13 protein-coding genes and 2 tRNA genes are annotated in these 17,831 nt (G+C 73.8%); 6 read left to right on the plus strand and 9 right to left on the minus strand.

Annotation, left to right across the window (positions count from 1 at the left end; translation table 11 throughout):
• Nucleotides 1–72: 72 nt before the first annotated feature.
• Complete coding sequence (locus EKD16_RS17330) at nt 73–1,596, minus strand: hypothetical protein (RefSeq protein ID WP_242677021.1); 1,524 nt, start codon at nt 1,594–1,596, stop codon at nt 73–75.
• A gap of 233 nt (nt 1,597–1,829) precedes the next feature.
• Between EKD16_RS17330 and EKD16_RS17335 the strand changes: the two genes are divergently transcribed.
• From EKD16_RS17335 to EKD16_RS17345, 3 genes are all read left to right on the plus strand, one after another.
• Nucleotides 1,830–2,177, plus strand: a complete 348-nt coding sequence (locus EKD16_RS17335) for a hypothetical protein (RefSeq protein WP_131099339.1) — start codon at nt 1,830–1,832, stop codon at nt 2,175–2,177.
• A 156-nt stretch (nt 2,178–2,333) separates the two neighbouring features.
• On the plus strand, nt 2,334–3,659 hold the full coding sequence (locus EKD16_RS17340; protein WP_131099340.1) for an AI-2E family transporter: 1,326 nt from the start codon (nt 2,334–2,336) through the stop codon (nt 3,657–3,659).
• A gap of 146 nt (nt 3,660–3,805) precedes the next feature.
• The gene (locus tag EKD16_RS17345) at nt 3,806–4,330 is read left to right on the plus strand and encodes a DUF6315 family protein (RefSeq protein ID WP_131099341.1); all 525 of its coding nucleotides are present in this window, start codon (nt 3,806–3,808) and stop codon (nt 4,328–4,330) included.
• Between the two features lie 120 nt (nt 4,331–4,450).
• On the opposite strand, the gene EKD16_RS17350 is transcribed toward EKD16_RS17345, so the two are convergent.
• The 3 genes from EKD16_RS17350 to EKD16_RS17360 form a co-directional block, all read right to left on the minus strand.
• Nucleotides 4,451–6,595 (minus strand): ATP-dependent DNA helicase, encoded by a 2,145-nt coding sequence (locus EKD16_RS17350; protein WP_131099342.1) that lies wholly within the window; start codon nt 6,593–6,595, stop codon nt 4,451–4,453.
• 84 nt (nt 6,596–6,679) lie between these two features.
• Entirely contained in the window at nt 6,680–7,471 is a 792-nt protein-coding gene (locus tag EKD16_RS17355) for a DUF427 domain-containing protein (protein ID WP_131099343.1), read from the minus strand.
• A 99-nt stretch (nt 7,472–7,570) separates the two neighbouring features.
• Complete coding sequence (locus EKD16_RS17360; protein WP_131099344.1) at nt 7,571–9,145, minus strand: hypothetical protein; 1,575 nt, start codon at nt 9,143–9,145, stop codon at nt 7,571–7,573.
• A gap of 417 nt (nt 9,146–9,562) precedes the next feature.
• Here EKD16_RS17360 and EKD16_RS17365 point away from each other — a divergent pair, with 417 nt between their 5' ends.
• Together EKD16_RS17365 and EKD16_RS17370 are read left to right on the plus strand one after the other, a co-directional pair.
• The gene (locus tag EKD16_RS17365; protein ID WP_131099345.1) at nt 9,563–10,177 is read left to right on the plus strand and encodes an RNA polymerase sigma factor; all 615 of its coding nucleotides are present in this window, start codon (nt 9,563–9,565) and stop codon (nt 10,175–10,177) included.
• On the plus strand, nt 10,174–11,127 hold the full coding sequence (locus EKD16_RS17370; RefSeq protein WP_131099346.1) for a hypothetical protein: 954 nt from the start codon (nt 10,174–10,176) through the stop codon (nt 11,125–11,127). Before EKD16_RS17365 ends, EKD16_RS17370 begins: the two co-directional genes overlap by 4 nt.
• 96 nt (nt 11,128–11,223) lie before the next feature.
• Here EKD16_RS17370 and EKD16_RS17375 read toward each other — a convergent pair whose 3' ends face one another.
• The 3 genes from EKD16_RS17375 to EKD16_RS17385 form a co-directional block, all read right to left on the minus strand.
• On the minus strand, nt 11,224–11,832 hold the full coding sequence (locus tag EKD16_RS17375) for a DUF998 domain-containing protein (RefSeq protein ID WP_131099347.1): 609 nt from the start codon (nt 11,830–11,832) through the stop codon (nt 11,224–11,226).
• Between the two features lie 1,852 nt (nt 11,833–13,684).
• Nucleotides 13,685–13,757: transfer RNA gene (locus tag EKD16_RS17380), tRNA-Ala, on the minus strand.
• Between the two features lie 182 nt (nt 13,758–13,939).
• Nucleotides 13,940–14,785: a Sir2 family NAD-dependent protein deacetylase gene (locus EKD16_RS17385; protein ID WP_394347282.1), complete on the minus strand. Its 846-nt coding sequence runs from the start codon at nt 14,783–14,785 to the stop codon at nt 13,940–13,942.
• Nucleotides 14,786–15,373: 588 nt separating this feature from the next.
• On the opposite strand from EKD16_RS17385, the gene EKD16_RS17390 reads away from it, so the two are divergent.
• Entirely contained in the window at nt 15,374–16,867 is a 1,494-nt protein-coding gene (locus EKD16_RS17390) for a DHA2 family efflux MFS transporter permease subunit (protein WP_131099348.1), read from the plus strand.
• Between the two features lie 62 nt (nt 16,868–16,929).
• On the opposite strand, the gene EKD16_RS17395 is transcribed toward EKD16_RS17390, so the two are convergent.
• Nucleotides 16,930–17,002 (minus strand) — tRNA-Ala (locus tag EKD16_RS17395).
• A 148-nt stretch (nt 17,003–17,150) separates the two neighbouring features.
• Complete coding sequence (locus EKD16_RS17400; RefSeq protein ID WP_131099349.1) at nt 17,151–17,777, minus strand: histidine phosphatase family protein; 627 nt, start codon at nt 17,775–17,777, stop codon at nt 17,151–17,153.
• Between the last annotated feature and the right edge of the window lie 54 nt (nt 17,778–17,831).

Genomic DNA, 17,831 nt, shown 5'->3' on the forward strand with positions numbered 1-17,831 from the left:
CGGCTACTCATGGCGGCTCACCAGTCGGCCGCCGGGAGACGGCGCCGCCCCGGTCGAGGTCGCAGAGCCGACTCAGCCCGCCGGGGCGGCCGCGGCGACTTCGGACGCCGCCGCCCCGTCCGGACGGTGGCCGGAACCGGCCTCGCTCGCCGCGTCGGTGAGGAGCCGGACGAGAACGCGCAGACCCGCCGTGTCCTTGTCGGCCAGGAGGGTCTCCAGCAGCGACAGGGCCGTCTTCTGGTCTCCGGGCACCTCGCGCAGGCGCGGCCAGTGCATCGCGGCGGCCGCATCGGTCAACGCCAGTGTGCGGCCCACCTGGCCCAGCGCGTTGAGCAGCGACGCGTCGCCGGGGCGCTCCGCGAGCGCCGCCACCACCAGGTCGGCCTGGTGTTCGGGGTCGACCTCCTCCGACATCTGGCCACGCAGCATCGGCAGCACCTCCGCCGCGGGCACCGGCAGCTCCCGGGGTGCGCGGCGGGCGGTGTCCGCGCGGATCTCGTCGAGGTCCGCGGCCTCCTCGGCGCCGCGGCGCACCCTCTCCAGCGCACGCTCAGCGCGGGCCAGCGCGCAGTCGGCCGCCCACCGGGCTCCGCGGGCGCCTGCGAGCCGGGCGGCGACCAGCGAGACGCGCAGGCCCGGCCGGTGCGAGCCCACCCGCTCGGAGTAGCGCGACCATGCGGTCAGCGCCGTGCCCAGGCGCCAGTCGTTGTCCAGCGCCCCGGCGGCGACCAGGTGCTCGGCGGTCTCGGCCCAGGCGGGCCGCAGGCGCGGGTGGGCGTCGGCCTCGCGCAGCTCCGGCAGCGCCGCGCGGGCCTCCTGCGGCGAGTGCCGCCCGGCGCGCGCCAGCCACGCGAGCAGGCGGGCGCGCTCCATCTCCAAGCGGCGGCGCGCGGCCGCCCGTGCGGCTCCGCCGGGCCAGGCGGCCGCCATCCCGACCTCCACCCGTTCCAGCACCGCCAGCGCGTCGTCGTAGCGGTCCTGGTGGCGCAGCGCGCGTACATAGCCGAAGGCGTAGCCGAGACTGACGTCGCGGCCGCCCTCGCGCGCCGCGGCCGCGCGGGCGTCGAGTTCGCGCACGGCCTCGCCGGGGCGCTCGTCGTCGACGAGCATGTCGGCCTGGGCCAGCACCAGCGCCTCCCAGGCGGGTGTGCCGGGGACGGTGTGGGCGAGGCTCTCGGCCACCAGCGTGGCGCGGTCGACCACGTGCCCCGGGCCGTCGATGTTGGCGTAGCACGCCAGTACGGGCTCGGCGGCGCAGGCGGCCGGGCCGCAACCGGGGAGGGCCGCGCCTTCCGTGTCGCCGGCGCCCGCATGAGCGGCGCGCAGCCGGGACAGCGCGGCCGGCAGCGCCGAGTCGCCTTCGGCCCGGTCGCCCACGCGGGCCGCCAGCGGGAAGTGTTCGACCAGGCCCACCGCCCAGCTCGGCGCGGTTTCGGCGGCGGCCGCCCGCGCCGCAGCGGGTGCGGCGTCGGCCGCCGCATCGGCCCGGCCCTCCGCGGCCGTCTGCGCCAGCCGCACGAGCGCCTCGGCCAGCTCGGCCTGTCCGTCGGCCCGCAGCTCCCGCGCGGTCTCGCCCAGCCATCTCCACAGCGCCATCGAATGCAGACTCCCCTGTTTCGCGTACCCGGCCCGGTTCCTCGTTCCGCAGGCGCACGACCGCATGCGCACACCGCCCGGAATCCAACCGAACGTAGCAGCACGATCACCGTGAGGTGGCGTGAACGCGGAAAACGGCGGCCGACGCTGCGGATAGACTCGAATACACGGTCGGGGGCGGCATCGCAAGGAGCCGCGACCAAGCGGCGGCAGTGACGGGAGCGCAGCGACATATGGGATGGCGAGACCGGTTCGGGCTCCGCAAGGCCAAGCGGCGCGGGAAGGCCCGGTTCGACCGCGCGGCCGAGGACTCCGACATCCGGGCCTTGATGGACTTCCACAACAGCAGGACGGGCGTGGAGTTCTTCGTCGAGCCGGAGACCTTCGCCACCAGCACCACCGCGGTCGCCGTGGCTACCGACGGCGAGTGGATCCGCCGCCGGGTGGGCTCGCCCGACGTGATCCGAAAGGTCGCCCGGAACCTGGCGGCGCCCGTCTACGATGTGCAGGTCGTCGGCTATCCGCAGCGCATGCGCGACTGGACCGCGCGCAACAAGCGCGGCCTGTCGCTGGACGACTAGCAGGCCGGGCGGCCGAGCCCTCGGCCCCGCAGACGCGCGTTGCGGGCGAAGCGCCGGCGAGCCGAGAGCACGTGCTCTCGCATCCGCGCACCGCACCGCATCAGCGCAGCGACGCTCCGAGCCGCCGGCTTCGGAGCAGGAAGGCGACCCGCGCCCATGACCGCCCCGGCCCCACCGAACAAGAACGGCCTGCCGCCGTGGCTGCCGCGGGCGCTGATGCTCGTCGCCTGGACGGTGATCGCCTTCGCGCTGGCGGGCTGGCTGTTCCTGCAGCTGCGCGGGCTGCTGGTGCTGCTGCTGGTCTCATTGTTCCTCGCACTGGCGCTGGAGCCCGCCGTCAACTGGCTGCACAAGCACCGGTGGCCACGCGGTCCCGCCACCGGCGCGGTGATGCTGGGCGTGGTCACGCTGGTCGGCGCGTTCTTCTCGGTTCTCGGGTCGATGCTGGTCGGCCAGGTGCTGGAATTCATCGACCAGGTCCCGGCGATGAGCCGCGGGTTACTGAACTGGGTCAACGTCACTTTCAACACCAGCTTCTCGCCCAACACGCTGCTCAGTGAGATCACCGACGCCACCGGGCTTGTCGACCAGTACGCCTCCAGCCTCGCCGAGAACGCCTGGGGCGCGGGCACGACGCTGCTCACGCTGCTGTTCAACGGGCTGACGGTGGCGCTGTTCACCTTCTACCTGACCGCCGACGGCCCCCGGTTCCGCCGCACGATCTGCTCGGTGCTGCCCCCGCGCACCCAGCGCGAGGTGCTGCGCGCCTGGGAGATCGCCATCAGCAAAACCGGCGGCTACATCTACTCCCGGGGTCTGCTGGCGCTGATCGCCACTGTCGCCCACTACCTGGCGCTGGTCGTGCTCGATGTCCACTACGCCTTCGCGCTGGCGCTGTGGGTGGGAGTGCTCTCCCAGTTCATCCCGACCGTGGGCACCTACATCGGCGGCGCGGTCCCGGTGCTGGTCGCGCTGATGCAGGGCACCTGGCCGGCGCTGTGGATGCTCGTGTTCGTCGTCGTCTACCAGCAGTTCGAGAACTACCTGCTGCAGCCGCGCATCACGGCGCGCACGCTGGACATGCACCCGGCCGTGGCCTTCGGCGCGGTCATCGCCGGGGCCGCGATCCTGGGGGCGCCCGGCGCCTTGCTCGCCCTACCGGCGGGAGCCAGCCTGCAGGCGTTCCTGAGCGTCTACATCCGCCGCTACCAGGTCGCCGAACACCCGCTGCTGGGGTCCGGCGAGCCTCACAAGGCCGACGAAGAGGACGAGACCGCCGCAACCACACCGGATGGCGGCGCCGCGGACGGCACCGGTCCGTCGGCCCCGCCGGGCGGCGCGCAGCGGGGGCAGCCCGCGGGCCCGCGACTGCTTCACCGCTGGACGGCACCGCGCTCCGTCCGGCGCCGGCCCAGCGCCCCGGTGCCCGGCGGTGGCCGCGACGACGCGGAAGGCGGGGACCAGGGCCCGCCTCCGCGCTGATTCCGGGTGTGGCGGGTGCCACCGGGACACCTTCCGCCGCGCGGATTTTGGACGTGGATGACGACACATTGCCGCAACTGCTTCAGCCGCCGGGTTCCCTTTTGCGGCCTTCCCATCGCATACTCGCCTGGGAGGGGGACTGAAGGATGAAGCAGGATCTCACCGCTTTGTGCTGTGAATGCGGCACGAGCCGGAAGGTCAGCGCCTACCGGGCGATCGGCGAGGCGCAGTCCGCCTACGGGCTCGCACGCTGCGTCGTCTGGCGCCTGTGCCGCACCTGCGGACACCGCACCTACCACGCCTACCTGCGCGACGACGAGGACCGCGACGAGCTGGAAGAGGCTCTCGACCTCGACGACGCACTGGCCGCCGAGGCCCTGGACGAGGAGGTCGAACAGCTGCGGCTGTGCGGCGTCGACATCGGCCACGCCCCGGTGCCCGCCATCTGGGACGGCCAGCCGGTGGGCATGGTCACCCAGCGGCTCACCGATCTCTCCTACGCCATCGTGCTGGACCCCAGCTCCTCGGTTGCGGCCCGGCTCAAACTCATCGATCTGATGTGGAACGAGCTGTCCATCGGCGACAACGACGACCGCTGGTACATCCAACCCGCAGACGACGACACGCCGGGCTACGCAGTCCGGCTGTTCGGCTATCGCGTGCGGCGCTAGTCGGCCGTGCGGCCCGCCGCTCGGCGTCGGGCCGCCGTTGTCGGCAGCCGCGGGCCGGTTGCGCGGCCGCTTTCCCGGCATTGCCGCGCGGAGCCTACGTGTGTGCCGCCGCTGTCGAATTCAGCTTGCGTCCGGCACCGAGGCGAGCCTGCGCAGCGCCGCGCGGGCCACCTCGGGGTCGGCCGTCTCCCAGTACGGCGGCAGCGACGAGCGCAGGAACCCCCCGTAGCGCGCGGTGGCCAGGCGCGGATCGAGCACCGCCACCACGCCGCGATCCTGCGCGGAGCGCAGCAGCCGACCGGTGCCCTGGGCCAGCAGCAGTGCCGCGTGAGTGGCCGCCACCGCCATGAATCCGTTGCCGCCCCGTGCCCCCACCGCCCGCTGGCGGGCCGAGGCCAACGGGTCGTCGGGCCGCGGGAACGGGATCCGGTCGACGATGACGAGCTGCAGGGAGCGCCCGGGAACGTCGACGCCCTGCCACAGCGACAGCGTGCCGAACAGGCACGAGGACTCCTCGTCGGCGAACTCCTCGACCAGGCGGCCGGTGGAGTCGTCGCCCTGGCAGAGGATGCGCACGTCCAGGCGCTCGCGCAGCTCCTCGGCGGCCTGCGCGGCGGCCCGCATCGAGCTGAACAGACCGAGCGCGCGGCCGCCCGCGGCCTCGACCAGGCCGGCGATCTCGTCGAGGTAGCGGGGGTCGAGGCCGTCGCGCCCCGGCGGCGGCAGCTGCCGGGCGACATAGAGGATGCCGCTGCGCGCGTGGTCGAAGGGCGAACCGACGTCGAGGCCGCGCCAGCGGGGCTCGCCCGCCGCCTTCGACGGATCGTCGGCGTCGGAATCGGTGTCGCTCGGGCCGCCGCCGGGTCCGGCCGGATTCCCGCCGGTCTCGACGGCGTCGCCGGGTCCGGCCGGCGCCGCTGCGGCCTCGGCGGCCGGAGGCGCGGCCTCGGCCGGAGCGCCCGGCGCCGCACCCGAGGTCTCGCGGCCCAGCCCCCACTGGGCGGCGAGCGGTGCGAAGGTGCCCCCCAGTGCCAGGGTGGCCGAGGTCAGCACGGTGGTGCGGTCGCCGAAGAGCTTCTCGCGCAGCAGCCCGCCCACGGCCAGCGGCGCCACCTGCAGCGCGGGCGCCTGCTTGGGCCCCTTGGCGAGCCACACGACGTCGCGGCGCTCCCGCAGCGGCGGCTCGAAGGACTCCAGGATCCGCACCGCGGTGTCGTGCACCTCCTCCAGTGCGGCGAGCGCCTGTTTTCGCTGGGTGGCGTAGTCGGGGTCCTGCTCGGTGGAGCCCGTTCGCACGGCGCTCAGACAGGCGTGCGCCGCGTCGCGGACGGCGGCCACCGCGCCTGCAAGGGAATCCGGCAGGTGGTCGAGCCGCCCGGCCTCGGCCTCGGCGAAGAGCAGGACCAGGCCGTCGCCGGACTCGCTGAGCCGTTCGGTCAACCCGGCCTCCACCAGCCGGCCGGCCCGCTTGGCGGCGGTGTTGACCGCCCGCTCCCCCAGCTCGCCGGTGGCCACCGAGGTGACGCGGTCGACGAGTTCGTGCGCCTCGTCGATCACCAGCACCCGGTGCTCGGGCAGCAACTGGTAGCCCTGCATCGCCGAGATGGCCAGCATGGCGTGGTTGGTGACGACGACGTCGGCGCCGCCGGCCTCGTAGCGCGCCTGCTCGGAGAAGCACTCCTGGCCGAAGGGGCAGGCCGCCGCCCCGACGCACTCGTTGGCCGAGACCGACACCTGGCGCCAGGCGAGGTCGCTGACCCCGGGGGCGAGCTCGTCGCGGTCGCCCGTCACGGTCTCCTCCGCCCACTCGTGCAGGCGCTTGACCTGGCGGCCGAGTGACGAGAGCTGGCGGGGGTCGAACAGCTCCGTGTCCTCGGGGTCGCCGGAGTCGGCGCCGTGCAGCCGGTGGCGGCAGAGGTAGTTGCGGCGGCCTTTGAGGATGGCGAAGACGGGTTCGCGGTCGAGGAGCGGCGCGAGCGCCGTGCCGAGCCGCGGCAGGTCGCGCTCGATCAGCTGGCGCTGCAGCGCGAGCGTGGCGGTGGAGACGACGACCGTGGTGTCCTCGGACATGGCGTGGCGGAGGGCCGGGACCAGGTAGGCCAGGGACTTCCCGGTTCCGGTGCCCGCTTGCACGACCAGGTGCTCGCCGGTGTCCACGGAGGTGGAGACGGCCTCGGCCATGGCGGCCTGGCCGTCGCGCCGCGAGCCGCCCAGGGCGCGCACGGCGGCGTTGAGCAGGGTCTCGACGTCGGGAAGTTCAGCCACGGATGCGACAGTACCGCTCGGCTGCGACGGACGGGCGCGCTCTCCACAGGCACCTCGTCCGCCGCGGCGGCCGGGCTCCCGCCCTCAGGTGCGCTCGGCCGTGAAGGTGAGCTCGTCGTGCAGGAAGCAGAGGTGGTCGCGCACGTCGAGCGCGTCCTTCAGCGGATGCGCATAGGACCACGCGACATCAGGGACCTCGCGGTCCTCCAGCCGCAGATTCCAGTAGGTGGCCTTGCCCTTGTACGGGCAGTACGTGACGGTTCGACTGGGCACCAGCAGCTCGCGGTGCACGTCGCCGGCCGGCAGGTAGTAGCGGTTGGGCAGGCCGGTCTCGGAGAGCACCTTGGGTTTGGCCGAGCGGGCCAGCACCCGGTCGCCGAAGGCCACCTGCACCAACAGGGTGGCGGGCCGCGCGTCGACCCGGTGGTACGGGTCGCGCAGGTGGCCCCGCACGGGCTCGTCCTCGTCGAGCCAGGTGTCGGCCGCGTCCCAGTACACGGCCGAGAGCCCGCGCAGCCATGCCGCCTCGGGCGCGGGGTCGGGGTAGGCCCACACGGCGTTCTCGGCGACGCGCTCGCCCACCCGCAGATGCCAATAGGACGCGTCGCCCTTGTAGGGGCAGTGGGTGGTGCGGTCGCTGGGCGTCAGCAGCTCGGTGCGGATGTCCTCGGTCGGCACGTAGAGCTGCGGCAGCAGCGAGGTCTCATGCAGCAGCATCCCGCGGTCGGAGTCGAGGACCTCCTGGCCGCCGAGCTCGGCGCGCACCCGCCGGGGAAAGGGCTGCATATACAGTGCGTGGTGCGGAGACTCGATCCGGTAGTTCACCGTGGCGGGCGCGTCGCGGGCGAACGGTCCACCGCCCATCGTGAGCGACATCCCGGCCTCCTTCGTCGTCGAAGTGCTGGCTGTGCAGGCCATACCCGCCGCGCCGCGCGCTCACCCGCACGCTGCCCTGTGCCGCGTCCGCGCCTGGTCCTACAGCCAGTCGTCAGCCGATCTGGAGCTGCGGGGCCGGCTGTCGCCGATGCCGTCGCCGTCGAAGCCGGACTTGCGGCCGCGGCCGAGGTAGATGGCGGTACCGCCGCCGCCGAGAGCCGCCAGACCGGTGACCACCAGGCCGACGAGCGCGCTGCCCGCGACCGGGAGCCGGCCGTCGTCCGGGGCGCCCGCCGGATCGGCGCCGCCGCCGGGCTCGACAGAGGGCGCGTGCTCGGGGTCGGTGGGCGCGGCGACGGTGGGGCCGGGCGCGGGATCCGACTGGGTCGGCGCCTCGTCGGCCGGGCCCTGCCCGTCGTCGTCCGGAGTCTCGGCCGGTGGCGTAGCGGGCGGATCCGCGGACCAAGCGCCGTTCTGGTCGGCCTCGGTGCCGGTCGGCCGGTCGGACGGCGCCGCCGCACCCTGGGTCGGGCCCCCGCCGGAGCCGGCCGGATCGCCGGGGCCCCCGCCGATGGACCCGGCGGTACTGTCGCCGGGGTCGGCGGGCGTCGCGCCGGGTTCGGAGGGTGAACGGTCGTCCCGGGGGGTCGCCTCTCCCCCGGCCGTGCCGTCGACGGGCACATGCACCGCCGCACCGACGAACTCGATCGCGTAGTCGAACCCGCTGATCGGCTTACCCTCCGCGTCGACACGGGCGACCTCGAAACGCACCGACAGCCACGCCGCGGCGCGGGCCGCCGTCGACTCCGCGTGCGGGCGGGAGGTCGCCGGCGGCCCGGGAGTGGCCTGCGCCTGGGGGCTCGCCGGCGGCCGGGAAGTCGCCGACGGCCCGGGAGTCGTCGGCTGCCCCGGTGTCGGCTGCCCCGTGGTCGCCTGCCCCGGGGTCACCTGCGGGCGGGACGTCGCCGGTGGCCTGGGAGCCGCCTGTGGGAGGAGGGTGCCGGACGGCTCGCTGACTCGGCGCTGGGCGCTGACGGCGACCGTGATGGCGCCCTCGCCGGAGTCGGCGGTGAAAGTGTTGGTGTAGTCGCCGTCGGAGACGTCGGCCGGCTGGCCGAGGATCTTCAGGCCGTTCACGGTGATCTGGGCTTGCGGACCCGACGTGGCGCTCCACCAGGCGGTGGAGGCCGCGGAATCGAGCACCAGCAGAGCATCGCGGCCGAACGCCTCGGCCACCGGGACGGCGGGCGAGGCGCCCGCGGCGGAGCGGCACTCGGGGGTGAAGCGCACGTCGGTGATTCCCGCGGCGGCGGTGAGCCGGGCGCCCTCGCGTACGACCGAACTGTAGGCGTCGGCCGGGTCTGCGGCGAAGTGGCGGCCGGCGGCCACCCCCTCGGGATCATCGCTCCATTCGGCGTCACCCCGGAAAGCGGCGCCGGAGCCGGCGGTGCCGATCTCCCCGATCGCGCCGCGGCCGCACCAGTCCACGAAGGCGATGCGGGCTGAGGCCGCGGGCTGGCCGGCGCTCTCGGGGGCCGGCGGCGGCCCTTGGTCGGCGAACGCGGGCAGCACGGCCGAGAGCGTGATCGCCGCAGCAGCCGCCGCCGCGGCGCCTCCCGCGCCGAGGAGTCGTCCCGCCAGTCTGCGGCGGGGAGTGGGGGAAGTCGGGGTCACGGTCGTCCTCTGCTGGGTCGACGGCCGCGGGTACCGGTCGGCGTTTCCGAGCTGCCGGCCGGCGCTCGTCTCCGGGGCCGTTCGAAGGGGCTCCTGTCGAACTTACATTCCACTCCCCGGTATCCCATAGGCGTACCCGCCGCGGGTCGGCGGCGGGGAACCGCGGGAGACCCGGCGTGGTCCGGGGTGTACGAACCGGATCCTCCCCGTGGCCGCTCGCGGGCGGCCGAGGCGTTCGTCGGCAGGACGACCGGGCGGGCCCGGCGGTTCCCCTGCGGCCGGTACCGGCCATTTCGCAGCGGCCCGTCCGCCGTCGGCGGACGGGCCCGAACGCGGACCGGCCGCGGACCGTAACGCCCACGCCCGACCGGACATGTGGGTCGGCAAGGACGCAATCACCCGGCGAAAGGGAGCACGTTGTCCCATGACGGTCCGGAGAGCCCGACGGAGCCACCTCCGCCGCCCGCCGACCCACAGGCCAGGTTCGAGGCGCTCTACACCGAGTCCTACGGCGATGTCCTGGGGTACCTGCTCAGACGGGTCGAGGACCCCGAGTCGGCGGCCGACCTGGTCGCAGAGGTGTTCGTGACGGTCTGGAACCGCCTGGACGACGTACCGACCGGGCCCGGCGCGCGGCCGTGGATCTTCGGGGTGGCTCGCAAGGTCTTGGGCAACCATCGGCGCGGCGCCCGGCGCCGCACGGCGCTTGCCGAGCGGCTGCGCGGGGAGCTCCGCCGGGTCCAGGTGACCCGGCCCGAGGCCGCGGAGCCCGAACTGGGGCGCATCGGCGCCGCGTTCCGGTCGCTGCCCGACGGCGACCGGGAGATCCTCACCCTGGCGGGCTGGGAGGGGCTGGACCCCGGCCAGATCGCGATCGCCCTGGGCTGTGCCCGCGGCACCGCCCGGGTCCGGCTGCACCGCGCGCGTAGGCGGTTCGCCCGCGCGCTGCGCAAGGCGGGTGTGGAGGTCGGCGACGCCGCGGCCGAGGGAACCCGACCGCTCTCGGCGGTCACGGAAGGAGCGCAACCATGAGATTCCGATCGCACGACGGGCTCGACCACCTGGTGGCCCGGCTCCGTCCGCAGGTGAACGCGTCCGAGGAGCTCGACGCGGCCCGCCCGGCCGCGCGCGAGCTGCTCGCCGGTATCCCCGAACAGGAACAGGAGCCCGCTGTGGCACCGAAGAGGACCGCCCGCCGCCTGCTGATCGCCGTGCCCGCCGCGGCCGTGCTCGCCGCCGGAGGTGTGGCGGCGACCGCGCTGATGCCGACATCGGCCCCCGACGCGGTCGCGCCCGACAGGGCGGCGGCGTTGGAGATCGACGTCTCCGACGGGGTGGTGGTCGCCGAGGTGAAGGACCCCACGGCCGATCCGGAGCGCTACGCCGCCCGCTTCGCCGAACACGGCCTCGACGTCGAGCTGTCGCTGGTCCCGGCCTCCCCCACGATGGTGGGCAAGCTCGTCTACCTGGACGGCGACTCGAAGTCACAGGGACGTGACGGCCGCGACGTCGAAGTCGTCGAGGCGCCCGGAAAGTGTGCCCCGGGCGGCGGCTGCCCGGTCGGCGTGCGCATCCCCGAAGGCTACGAGAACCACGTGGAACTGGCCTTCGGCCGCAAGCCGCAGGAGGGCGAGAAGTACCAGACGACGAACTCGGCCACCGCGGAGGGCGAGGCGCTCGAAGGCACCGACATCCCCGGAATGACGGTGGGTGAGGCCGAGGAGGTCATCGCCGAGCACGGCCAGGAGGTCGCCGAGTACCGCATCCTCACCGAAGAGGCCGCCGGCCCGGGCGCCTCGGCACCCGCCCCGGTCCCCTCGGCGTCTCCGGGCGGACAGAGCGCCGCGCCCCCGCAGGAGAGCGAGCAGACGGTGGTGCAGAGTGAGAAAGCCGAGGACGCGCCCGACGACTACTACGTCCGCGACGTATCCCTGTGGGCTCCGGGCGAAGTGCTGCTCATGGTGAGCGAGACGCGGAAGTAGGCGCACGCGGCCCCAAGGGGCGGGCCGGCGGCGGACTCGACCCGCCGCCGACCCGCCCCGCCCGCGCACTCGGGTGCGCCGAATCGTCGGGCCCGCTCAGTCGGCGCGGACGGCCAGATCGGCCAGCAGCAGTCCCAGCCACACCCAGCCGACGACGATGTTCAGGCGCTGGATGAGCCCGGCCCGCGGGGAGTCGTCCTCCCAGGCACGGCCGAACAACGAGAACAGCCCGAGCAGAGCGGCGGCGGTCACCGCCGAGTACCCCACTCGGAAAGCACCGTCGAGCGTGAACACGGCTGCCGCGGCCGCCGCCGGGAGCGAGAGGAACACCACGGCCCCGGCCGCGTCGTGGATCCGGTGGCGGAGGCTGAAGCGCTGCGGCGTCTCGTCGGGCGACCCGGGCGGGTAACCGCGCATCGCGTCCATGGGGAAGACTCCGGACGCCACCAGCGCCAGGCCGAACACCGCGATCGCGGCGGCGAGCACGACGCCGCCCGTGGCCGGGAACACGGCCGCACCGGCGGCGGCGATCAGGGCCCCGCAGCACACGAAGTTCGCGGTCTGCAGCCACCCCCGCGGTCCCAGCGCCAGCGCGCTGACCGGATGCCGCACCGACCGGTAGCCCGGACGAGTCCACCCGTCGACGAGGAAGACCGCCACGAACACCCCGGCGGCCGCCGACCCCGCCCACAGCACCGCAGTCATGGCAGGAACCTAGCACCGAGCGGAAACGCCTCTTGGACGCACGGGGGCGGAGCCGTGTTTCAGAAGCGCTGGATCAGTCCGGCTCCTATGGGCGGCCGGGCCGCGCAGCGCGAGTCTGCTGTGCAGCCTCGCCCCCTTTGCCGAGCGTCGGGCTGACCGACGGGAAGGCAGCGCCGAGGACGGCGAGGGCTGGTCCCGCGCCCAACGGGCCGGGTGCCCGCCGGTGGCGGTGCGCCGAGCCGGGGCGGCTCGGGTCTGCTGGGCGGTCTTGTCGGTCTGCCGGGCAGCGGGTGGTCTTCACTGAAAAGCGGCGGCGACGGCGGCAGCGGGGCCGGGCCTGTGGTTGTCGGTTCGGGTGCTCGCCGGTGGCGGTTGCGGCGGGGACGGCGTTCGGCCGCCGCAGGCCGGTCGGCGCGGCTTGGCCCGACTATCGTGAACTTATGGTCGCAGGAAAGCACATCCCGCGGCCATAAGTTCACGATCATCGCCGGGTGAACCGGCATACCGGACATACCGGCGCCGGTTGGCCGACGTGGTGTCGCCGTGTTGTGGCCGGGCCCGCGCAGGCTGGACGGCCGCGCGGTGTGGCGCGGTCGCGGGTGCTCGCGCGGCTCGGGGGTGCGCCGGATCGGGGGCCGGGGGCGACGACGCGTCGCTCGTTGCGCCCGGGCGCGGCCGCGGGGAGTCGCACCCCCCGATGGGGTGGGCTTTTGTGGGTCTATGCCCGTTTTGCGGGCGGCCTCGGCGAGCGCCGCGGCCACGAGACGCACGAAAAGTTGACTCCGGGGCTGTTTTCGCGCCATTCGGCGCGCTTCGTGGGCCACCGCCGCCGCAGCGCGGCCGCGGACCCACAGGGTAATCGGGCATTGGTGGACAAAGCACCCCACATTATTTCGTATCGCGGAATCACGGTGCAAGGGCGGCATCGCGGGGCGGCACCGATGCCCATGCCACCGCACGTACGTGCATCTCGTGACCCCCATTCCGGCCGCACGACCGCCGCCGGGAGCCCCGCATCAGGCCCGCCCGACAACCGGGCGGCGCCCCGGGGCTCGACCACCCGCGGCCGGGGCCGGTGACCGCCGCCCCGACTACCGCGGGGCCCGGCCCCGTCGGCGTCGCCGCCGCCTCGTCGGGCGGACCACCGGCGAGCACCGAACCGACGTCCGCGAGCCCAGCCCTCCGCCACCGTCGCCGCCGCTTTTCAGTCAAGTCCACCCGTCGCCCGGCAGACCAACAAGGCCGCACAGCAGAGCCGAACCGCCGATCCGTCAGGCGCGCCACCGGCGAGCACCCGACCCGACGACCACGAGCCCGGCCCACCGCCGTCCTCGGCGCCGCTTTTCCCTAAGGTCGCCCACCTCCCGGCAGACCAACAAGGCCGCACAGCAGAGCCGAGCCGCCGATTCGTCGGGCGCGCCACCGGCGGGCACCCGATCCGTTGGGCGCAGGCGCCACCCTGCGGTGCCCCCGCCGCCTTCGTCGCGCGCGCCACCGGCGAGCACCCGACCCGGTGGGCACGGGCCCGGCCCCGCTGTCCTCGGCGCCGCTTTTCCCTAAGGCCACCCATTCACCCGGCAGACCATCAAGGCCACATCAAGGCCGCACAGCAGACCGGCGTTCTAAAATACGGCCCAGCCCAACCGGTAAGCGGGGACGAGCCCGGCGAATGACGGGGCGAGGCGGCAGGCGGAGCGGCCTTGGAACGACCGGACACGCCGGGGCGTCTCGGGAAACCGCCCACGCGAGGCGCGTCAGCACGGAGTCCCCGGGGAAGGCCGCCGGAAAGACGAAAAAACGATCCCGACCGGGGAGGCCGAAGGCCCCCGATCGGGATCGTCTCTGAATCGAGTGGAGCTATGGGGATTCGAACCCCAGACCTCCTCCATGCCATGGAGGCGCGCTACCAGCTGCGCCATAGCCCCTTGTTTCGTCTCCCAGCATACCCGACCAGCGGAGTGCTCGGCACACTTACGGCGGCCGCGGGCTCGGGGGCAGACGGGCAGACCGTAGCCGGCTCCAGCCGCCACTGCCGGCAGGCGTGCCGAGCCAGGACCACTGCCGGACGTCGACGCCGTCTGCGGTGCCGCAGTTCGCGACGACGACATCATGCCTGGTATGCCCCGGCCAGTGCGCTCAACACGGCGGAGCAGCCCGCGTCGACGGTGAGCGCGGCGAGCGCGTCCGAACGGGTGGGGCCGCGGTTGACGATCACCACGGGCTTGCCCTGGTCGGCCGCGCGCTTGACGAACCGGCGGCCCGACAGCACGGTGAGCGACGAACCCGCGACGAGCAGGGCCTCGGCGTCGTCGACGAGCCGGTAGCCCGCCAGCACGCGCTCGGTGGGCACGTTCTCGCCGAAATAGACGATGTCGGGCTTGAGCATCCCCCCGCAGCCCGCGCAGTCGGCCACGGTGAAACCGCGCGTCGACGCGAGCACCGCGTCGGCGTCGGGCGCGATCTCCACGTCGTCCACTCCCCCGGCGAAGTGCGGGTTCAGCGCGGTCAGGCGCCGGGCCAGGTGCTCCCGCGAGACGACCCGGCCGCACGCGAGGCACACCACGCGGTCGTAGCGCCCGTGCAGGTCGAGAACGCCGCCGCTGCCCGCCATCTCGTGCAGCGTGTCCACGTTCTGGGTGATGATTCCGGAGACGACGCCGGCATCCTCCAGCCGGGCCAGGGCGCGGTGCCCGTCGTTGGGGCGCGTGGTGTGCACGTGGCGCCAGCCCACGTGGTTGCGGGCCCAGTAGTGGCGGCGGAAGGCGGCGTCGCCGACGAACTGCTGGTAGGTCATCGGCTTGCGGGGCGGCGAGTCGGGCCCGCGGTAGTCGGGGATGCCGGAGTCCGTCGAGATCCCCGCGCCGGTCAGCGCGACCACCGGTCCCCGCCCCAGGACCGCGCGCATCCGGGCGATTGCGGCCGTGAATTCCCCGGTGTCGAGCGTTTCGGTCACGTTTGCAGGCTATGCGCCCGTGCGCGAGTCCCGGGTCCGGTGGCTGCCGTTCCCGCCGTGGAGCGGTGCCGGTGTCGGCACGACCGGGATTCTCGTGGCCGCACTCCCGCGGCGACCGGTGTGGTGAAATTCCCAGTCGATTGACTTACCCGACTGATAGCGTGACTTGGGGCCTTCCGCCCGACTTCTCCCAGCGTGGGGGAAGCACGGCAGACGGCCGAGGGGTTCGGCGGCCGCGGACACCGGGCCGCGCCGCTAGGGGGAAGCGGGGGATGATCGTGATCGACGGAGGCGGCTCCGCGATCCCGGCTCGCGCATCCGCGCCCGTTCCGCCGCCGACCGCGCCGCCCGATCGGACGTCCGCTCCATGAGCTCGGGGCCGCTTCCGGACGTACCGCGCGCGACGCACCTTGGCCACGGCCTTCCCTTCCGCCGCACCGGACCGACGTCCTCCGGGGGCGGTGTCCGAACGCACTCCTAGGGTTCCGTTTCGGACGAGGGATCCGTCCGCCCGCACCGCCGCCCCTCGGTCCCGCACGACCGCCATGCCCTTCGAATCACCGCTTACACCGCCAACGAGGTATGCCCATGACCGACACCGCGGCCACCGCGTCGCAAACCTCCGACCATCCTCCCGACGCAGCGGCCAAGACACCGCGAGCCGGCCTGCTGATCGGCATGCTGGTCATCTCGGCCTTTGTGATGATCCTCAACGAGACGATCCTGAGTGTCGCCCTGCGCGACCTCACGGTCGCCCTCGGCGTCTCCACCACCACGGTGCAGTGGCTGACCAGCGGCTTCCTGCTCACGATGGCTGTGGTGATCCCCACGACGGGGTTCCTGCTCGAACGGTTCACCCCGCGCCAGGTGTTCCTCGCCTCGCTGACGATGTTCAGCCTGGGAACGCTGCTCTGCGCGGTCGCCCCGGGATTCGCGACGCTGCTGGTCGGACGCGTCGTGCAAGCCTGCGGCACCGCCGTGATGGTGCCGCTGCTGATGACCTCGGTGATGCGGCTCGTCCCGCCGCACCGGCGCGGCGCGACGATGGGCACCATCACCATCGTGATCGCCGTCGCGCCGGCCATCGGCCCGACCATCGGCGGCGCCGTGCTGGCCTCGCTGGGCTGGCGCTGGATGTTCTGGCTGGTCCTGCCGTTGGCGGTGACGGCGCTGGCCATCGGCGCCCGCTGGCTGCGCCTGGACAGCCGCACCCGGTCGGTGCCGCTGGACCTGCTCTCGGTGCTGCTGTCCGCGGTCGGGTTCGGGGGCCTGCTCTACGGCCTGTCCTCCATCGGCGAATCGGGCGGCGGAGGGCACGCGCTGCCGCCGTGGATCCCGGTCGCGATCGGAGGGGTCTCGCTGGCCGTCTTCGTCTGGCGCCAACTCCGCCTCCAGCGCGAGGACCGGGCACTGCTCGACCTGCGCCCTTTCACTCAGCGCAGCTTCGTGGTCTGCCTGATCCTGGCGGGCCTGCTGTTCATGTGCCTGCTGGGCGTAGCGTCGATCCTGCTCCCGCTGTACCTGCAGACCGTCATGGACACGGGCACGTTCGTCAGCGGGCTTGCCGTGCTGCCCGGCGGACTCGTCCTGGGCCTGCTCGGCCGGCCCGTCGGGGCGCTGTTCGACCGCTTCGGCGCCCGGCCGCTCGTGATCCCGGGCGCTCTGGCCATGGCGGTGTCGCTGTGGCTGTTCACCGCGCTGGGTCCGGACTCCTCGCTGGCCGCGGTGATCGCCATCCACGTTGTACTCATGACCGGGCTCGGGTTGATGATGACGCCGCTGATGACCGAGTCGCTGGGGTCCCTGCCCGACCACCTCTACTCCCACGGGAGCGCCATCCTGACCACTCTGCAGCAGGTGGCGGGCGCGTTCGGCACCGCCGTCTTCGTGACCGTGGCGGCCCTGGGCAGTGCCGCGGCAGCGGAGAGCCCCGACGCGGAAGGTCTGCGCATGGCGTTCGTCGTCGCGGGGTGCATCGGGGCAGCGGCGGTGGTTACGGCGCTGTTCGTCCGACGACCCGCCGCTCCCGCCGCAGCGCCGGTCGGCGGTGAGCCGCAGCATCAGCACGAGGAATCCGCCTAGCCCGAGCATGAAACGGCCCTGCCCACCAGCTGCGCTTGTGGGCAGGGCCGTTCTGCCGCGGGTGGAGCTATGGGGATTCGAACCCCAGACCTCCTCCATGCCATGGAGGCGCGCTACCAACTGCGCCATAGCCCCTGGTCGGACACCGCTGCGTCTCCGCTGCGGCAGTACCGACTGTAGCGGAATCCGGCGCGCACGTCGAAACGGGAGCTTGTGTGGCGGCCCGCGGCCCGCGGCCCGGCCGCGGGCCGCCACACACCCGGACCCCCGCCCCGCGGCACGCTCAGCGGTCGTCGCTGAGCGTGCGCTTCTCGGGCAGGCTCGCCGCGTTGTGCTCCAGCAGGCGCCAACCGCCGGCGCGCAGCGGGCCCAGCAGCGACCATGAGCAGTTGCCCAGCGGCCCCAGCACCTGGCGGCGGTCCGGCGGCAGGCCGAGCATGCGGTTGATACCGGCGCGGAGCGCGGCGCCGTGGCCCACCACCACCAGCAGGCCGTCCTCGGGAACGAGCGCGAGCCCGCGCTCGATCGCGTCCTGCACCCGCTCCCCCACAGCGGAGATGTCCTCACCGCCGGGCGGTTCCATGCGGGCGTCCTCCTCGGGCCAGCGCTCGCGGATCTCGGCGGTGGTGAGCCCTTCCCACTCGCCGCCGAAGCGCTCGCGCAGACCCTTGTCCAGGGTCACGGCAAGCCCGGTCTCCGAGCCGAGGACCTGCGCCGTGGTGGCGGCGCGGCTCAGGTCGGAGGAGACGACGGCGTCGGGCCGCAGCCGCGCCAGCAGGGGCGCCGCACGGCGCGCCTGAGCGAGTCCGCGCTCGTTGAGTGCGATGTCGGTCTGGCCTTGGAACCGCTTCTCGGCGTTCCACTCGGTCTGGCCGTGGCGCCAGCACACGACTCGGCGGGTCTCAGTCACGGGCGGCCTCCCGACCGGTCGAACGGATGTGCTCGCGCCCGTGGCGGAGGCGTC

The organism is Streptomonospora litoralis (genome assembly GCF_004323735.1).
GTDB lineage: Bacteria > Actinomycetota > Actinomycetes > Streptosporangiales > Streptosporangiaceae > Streptomonospora > Streptomonospora litoralis.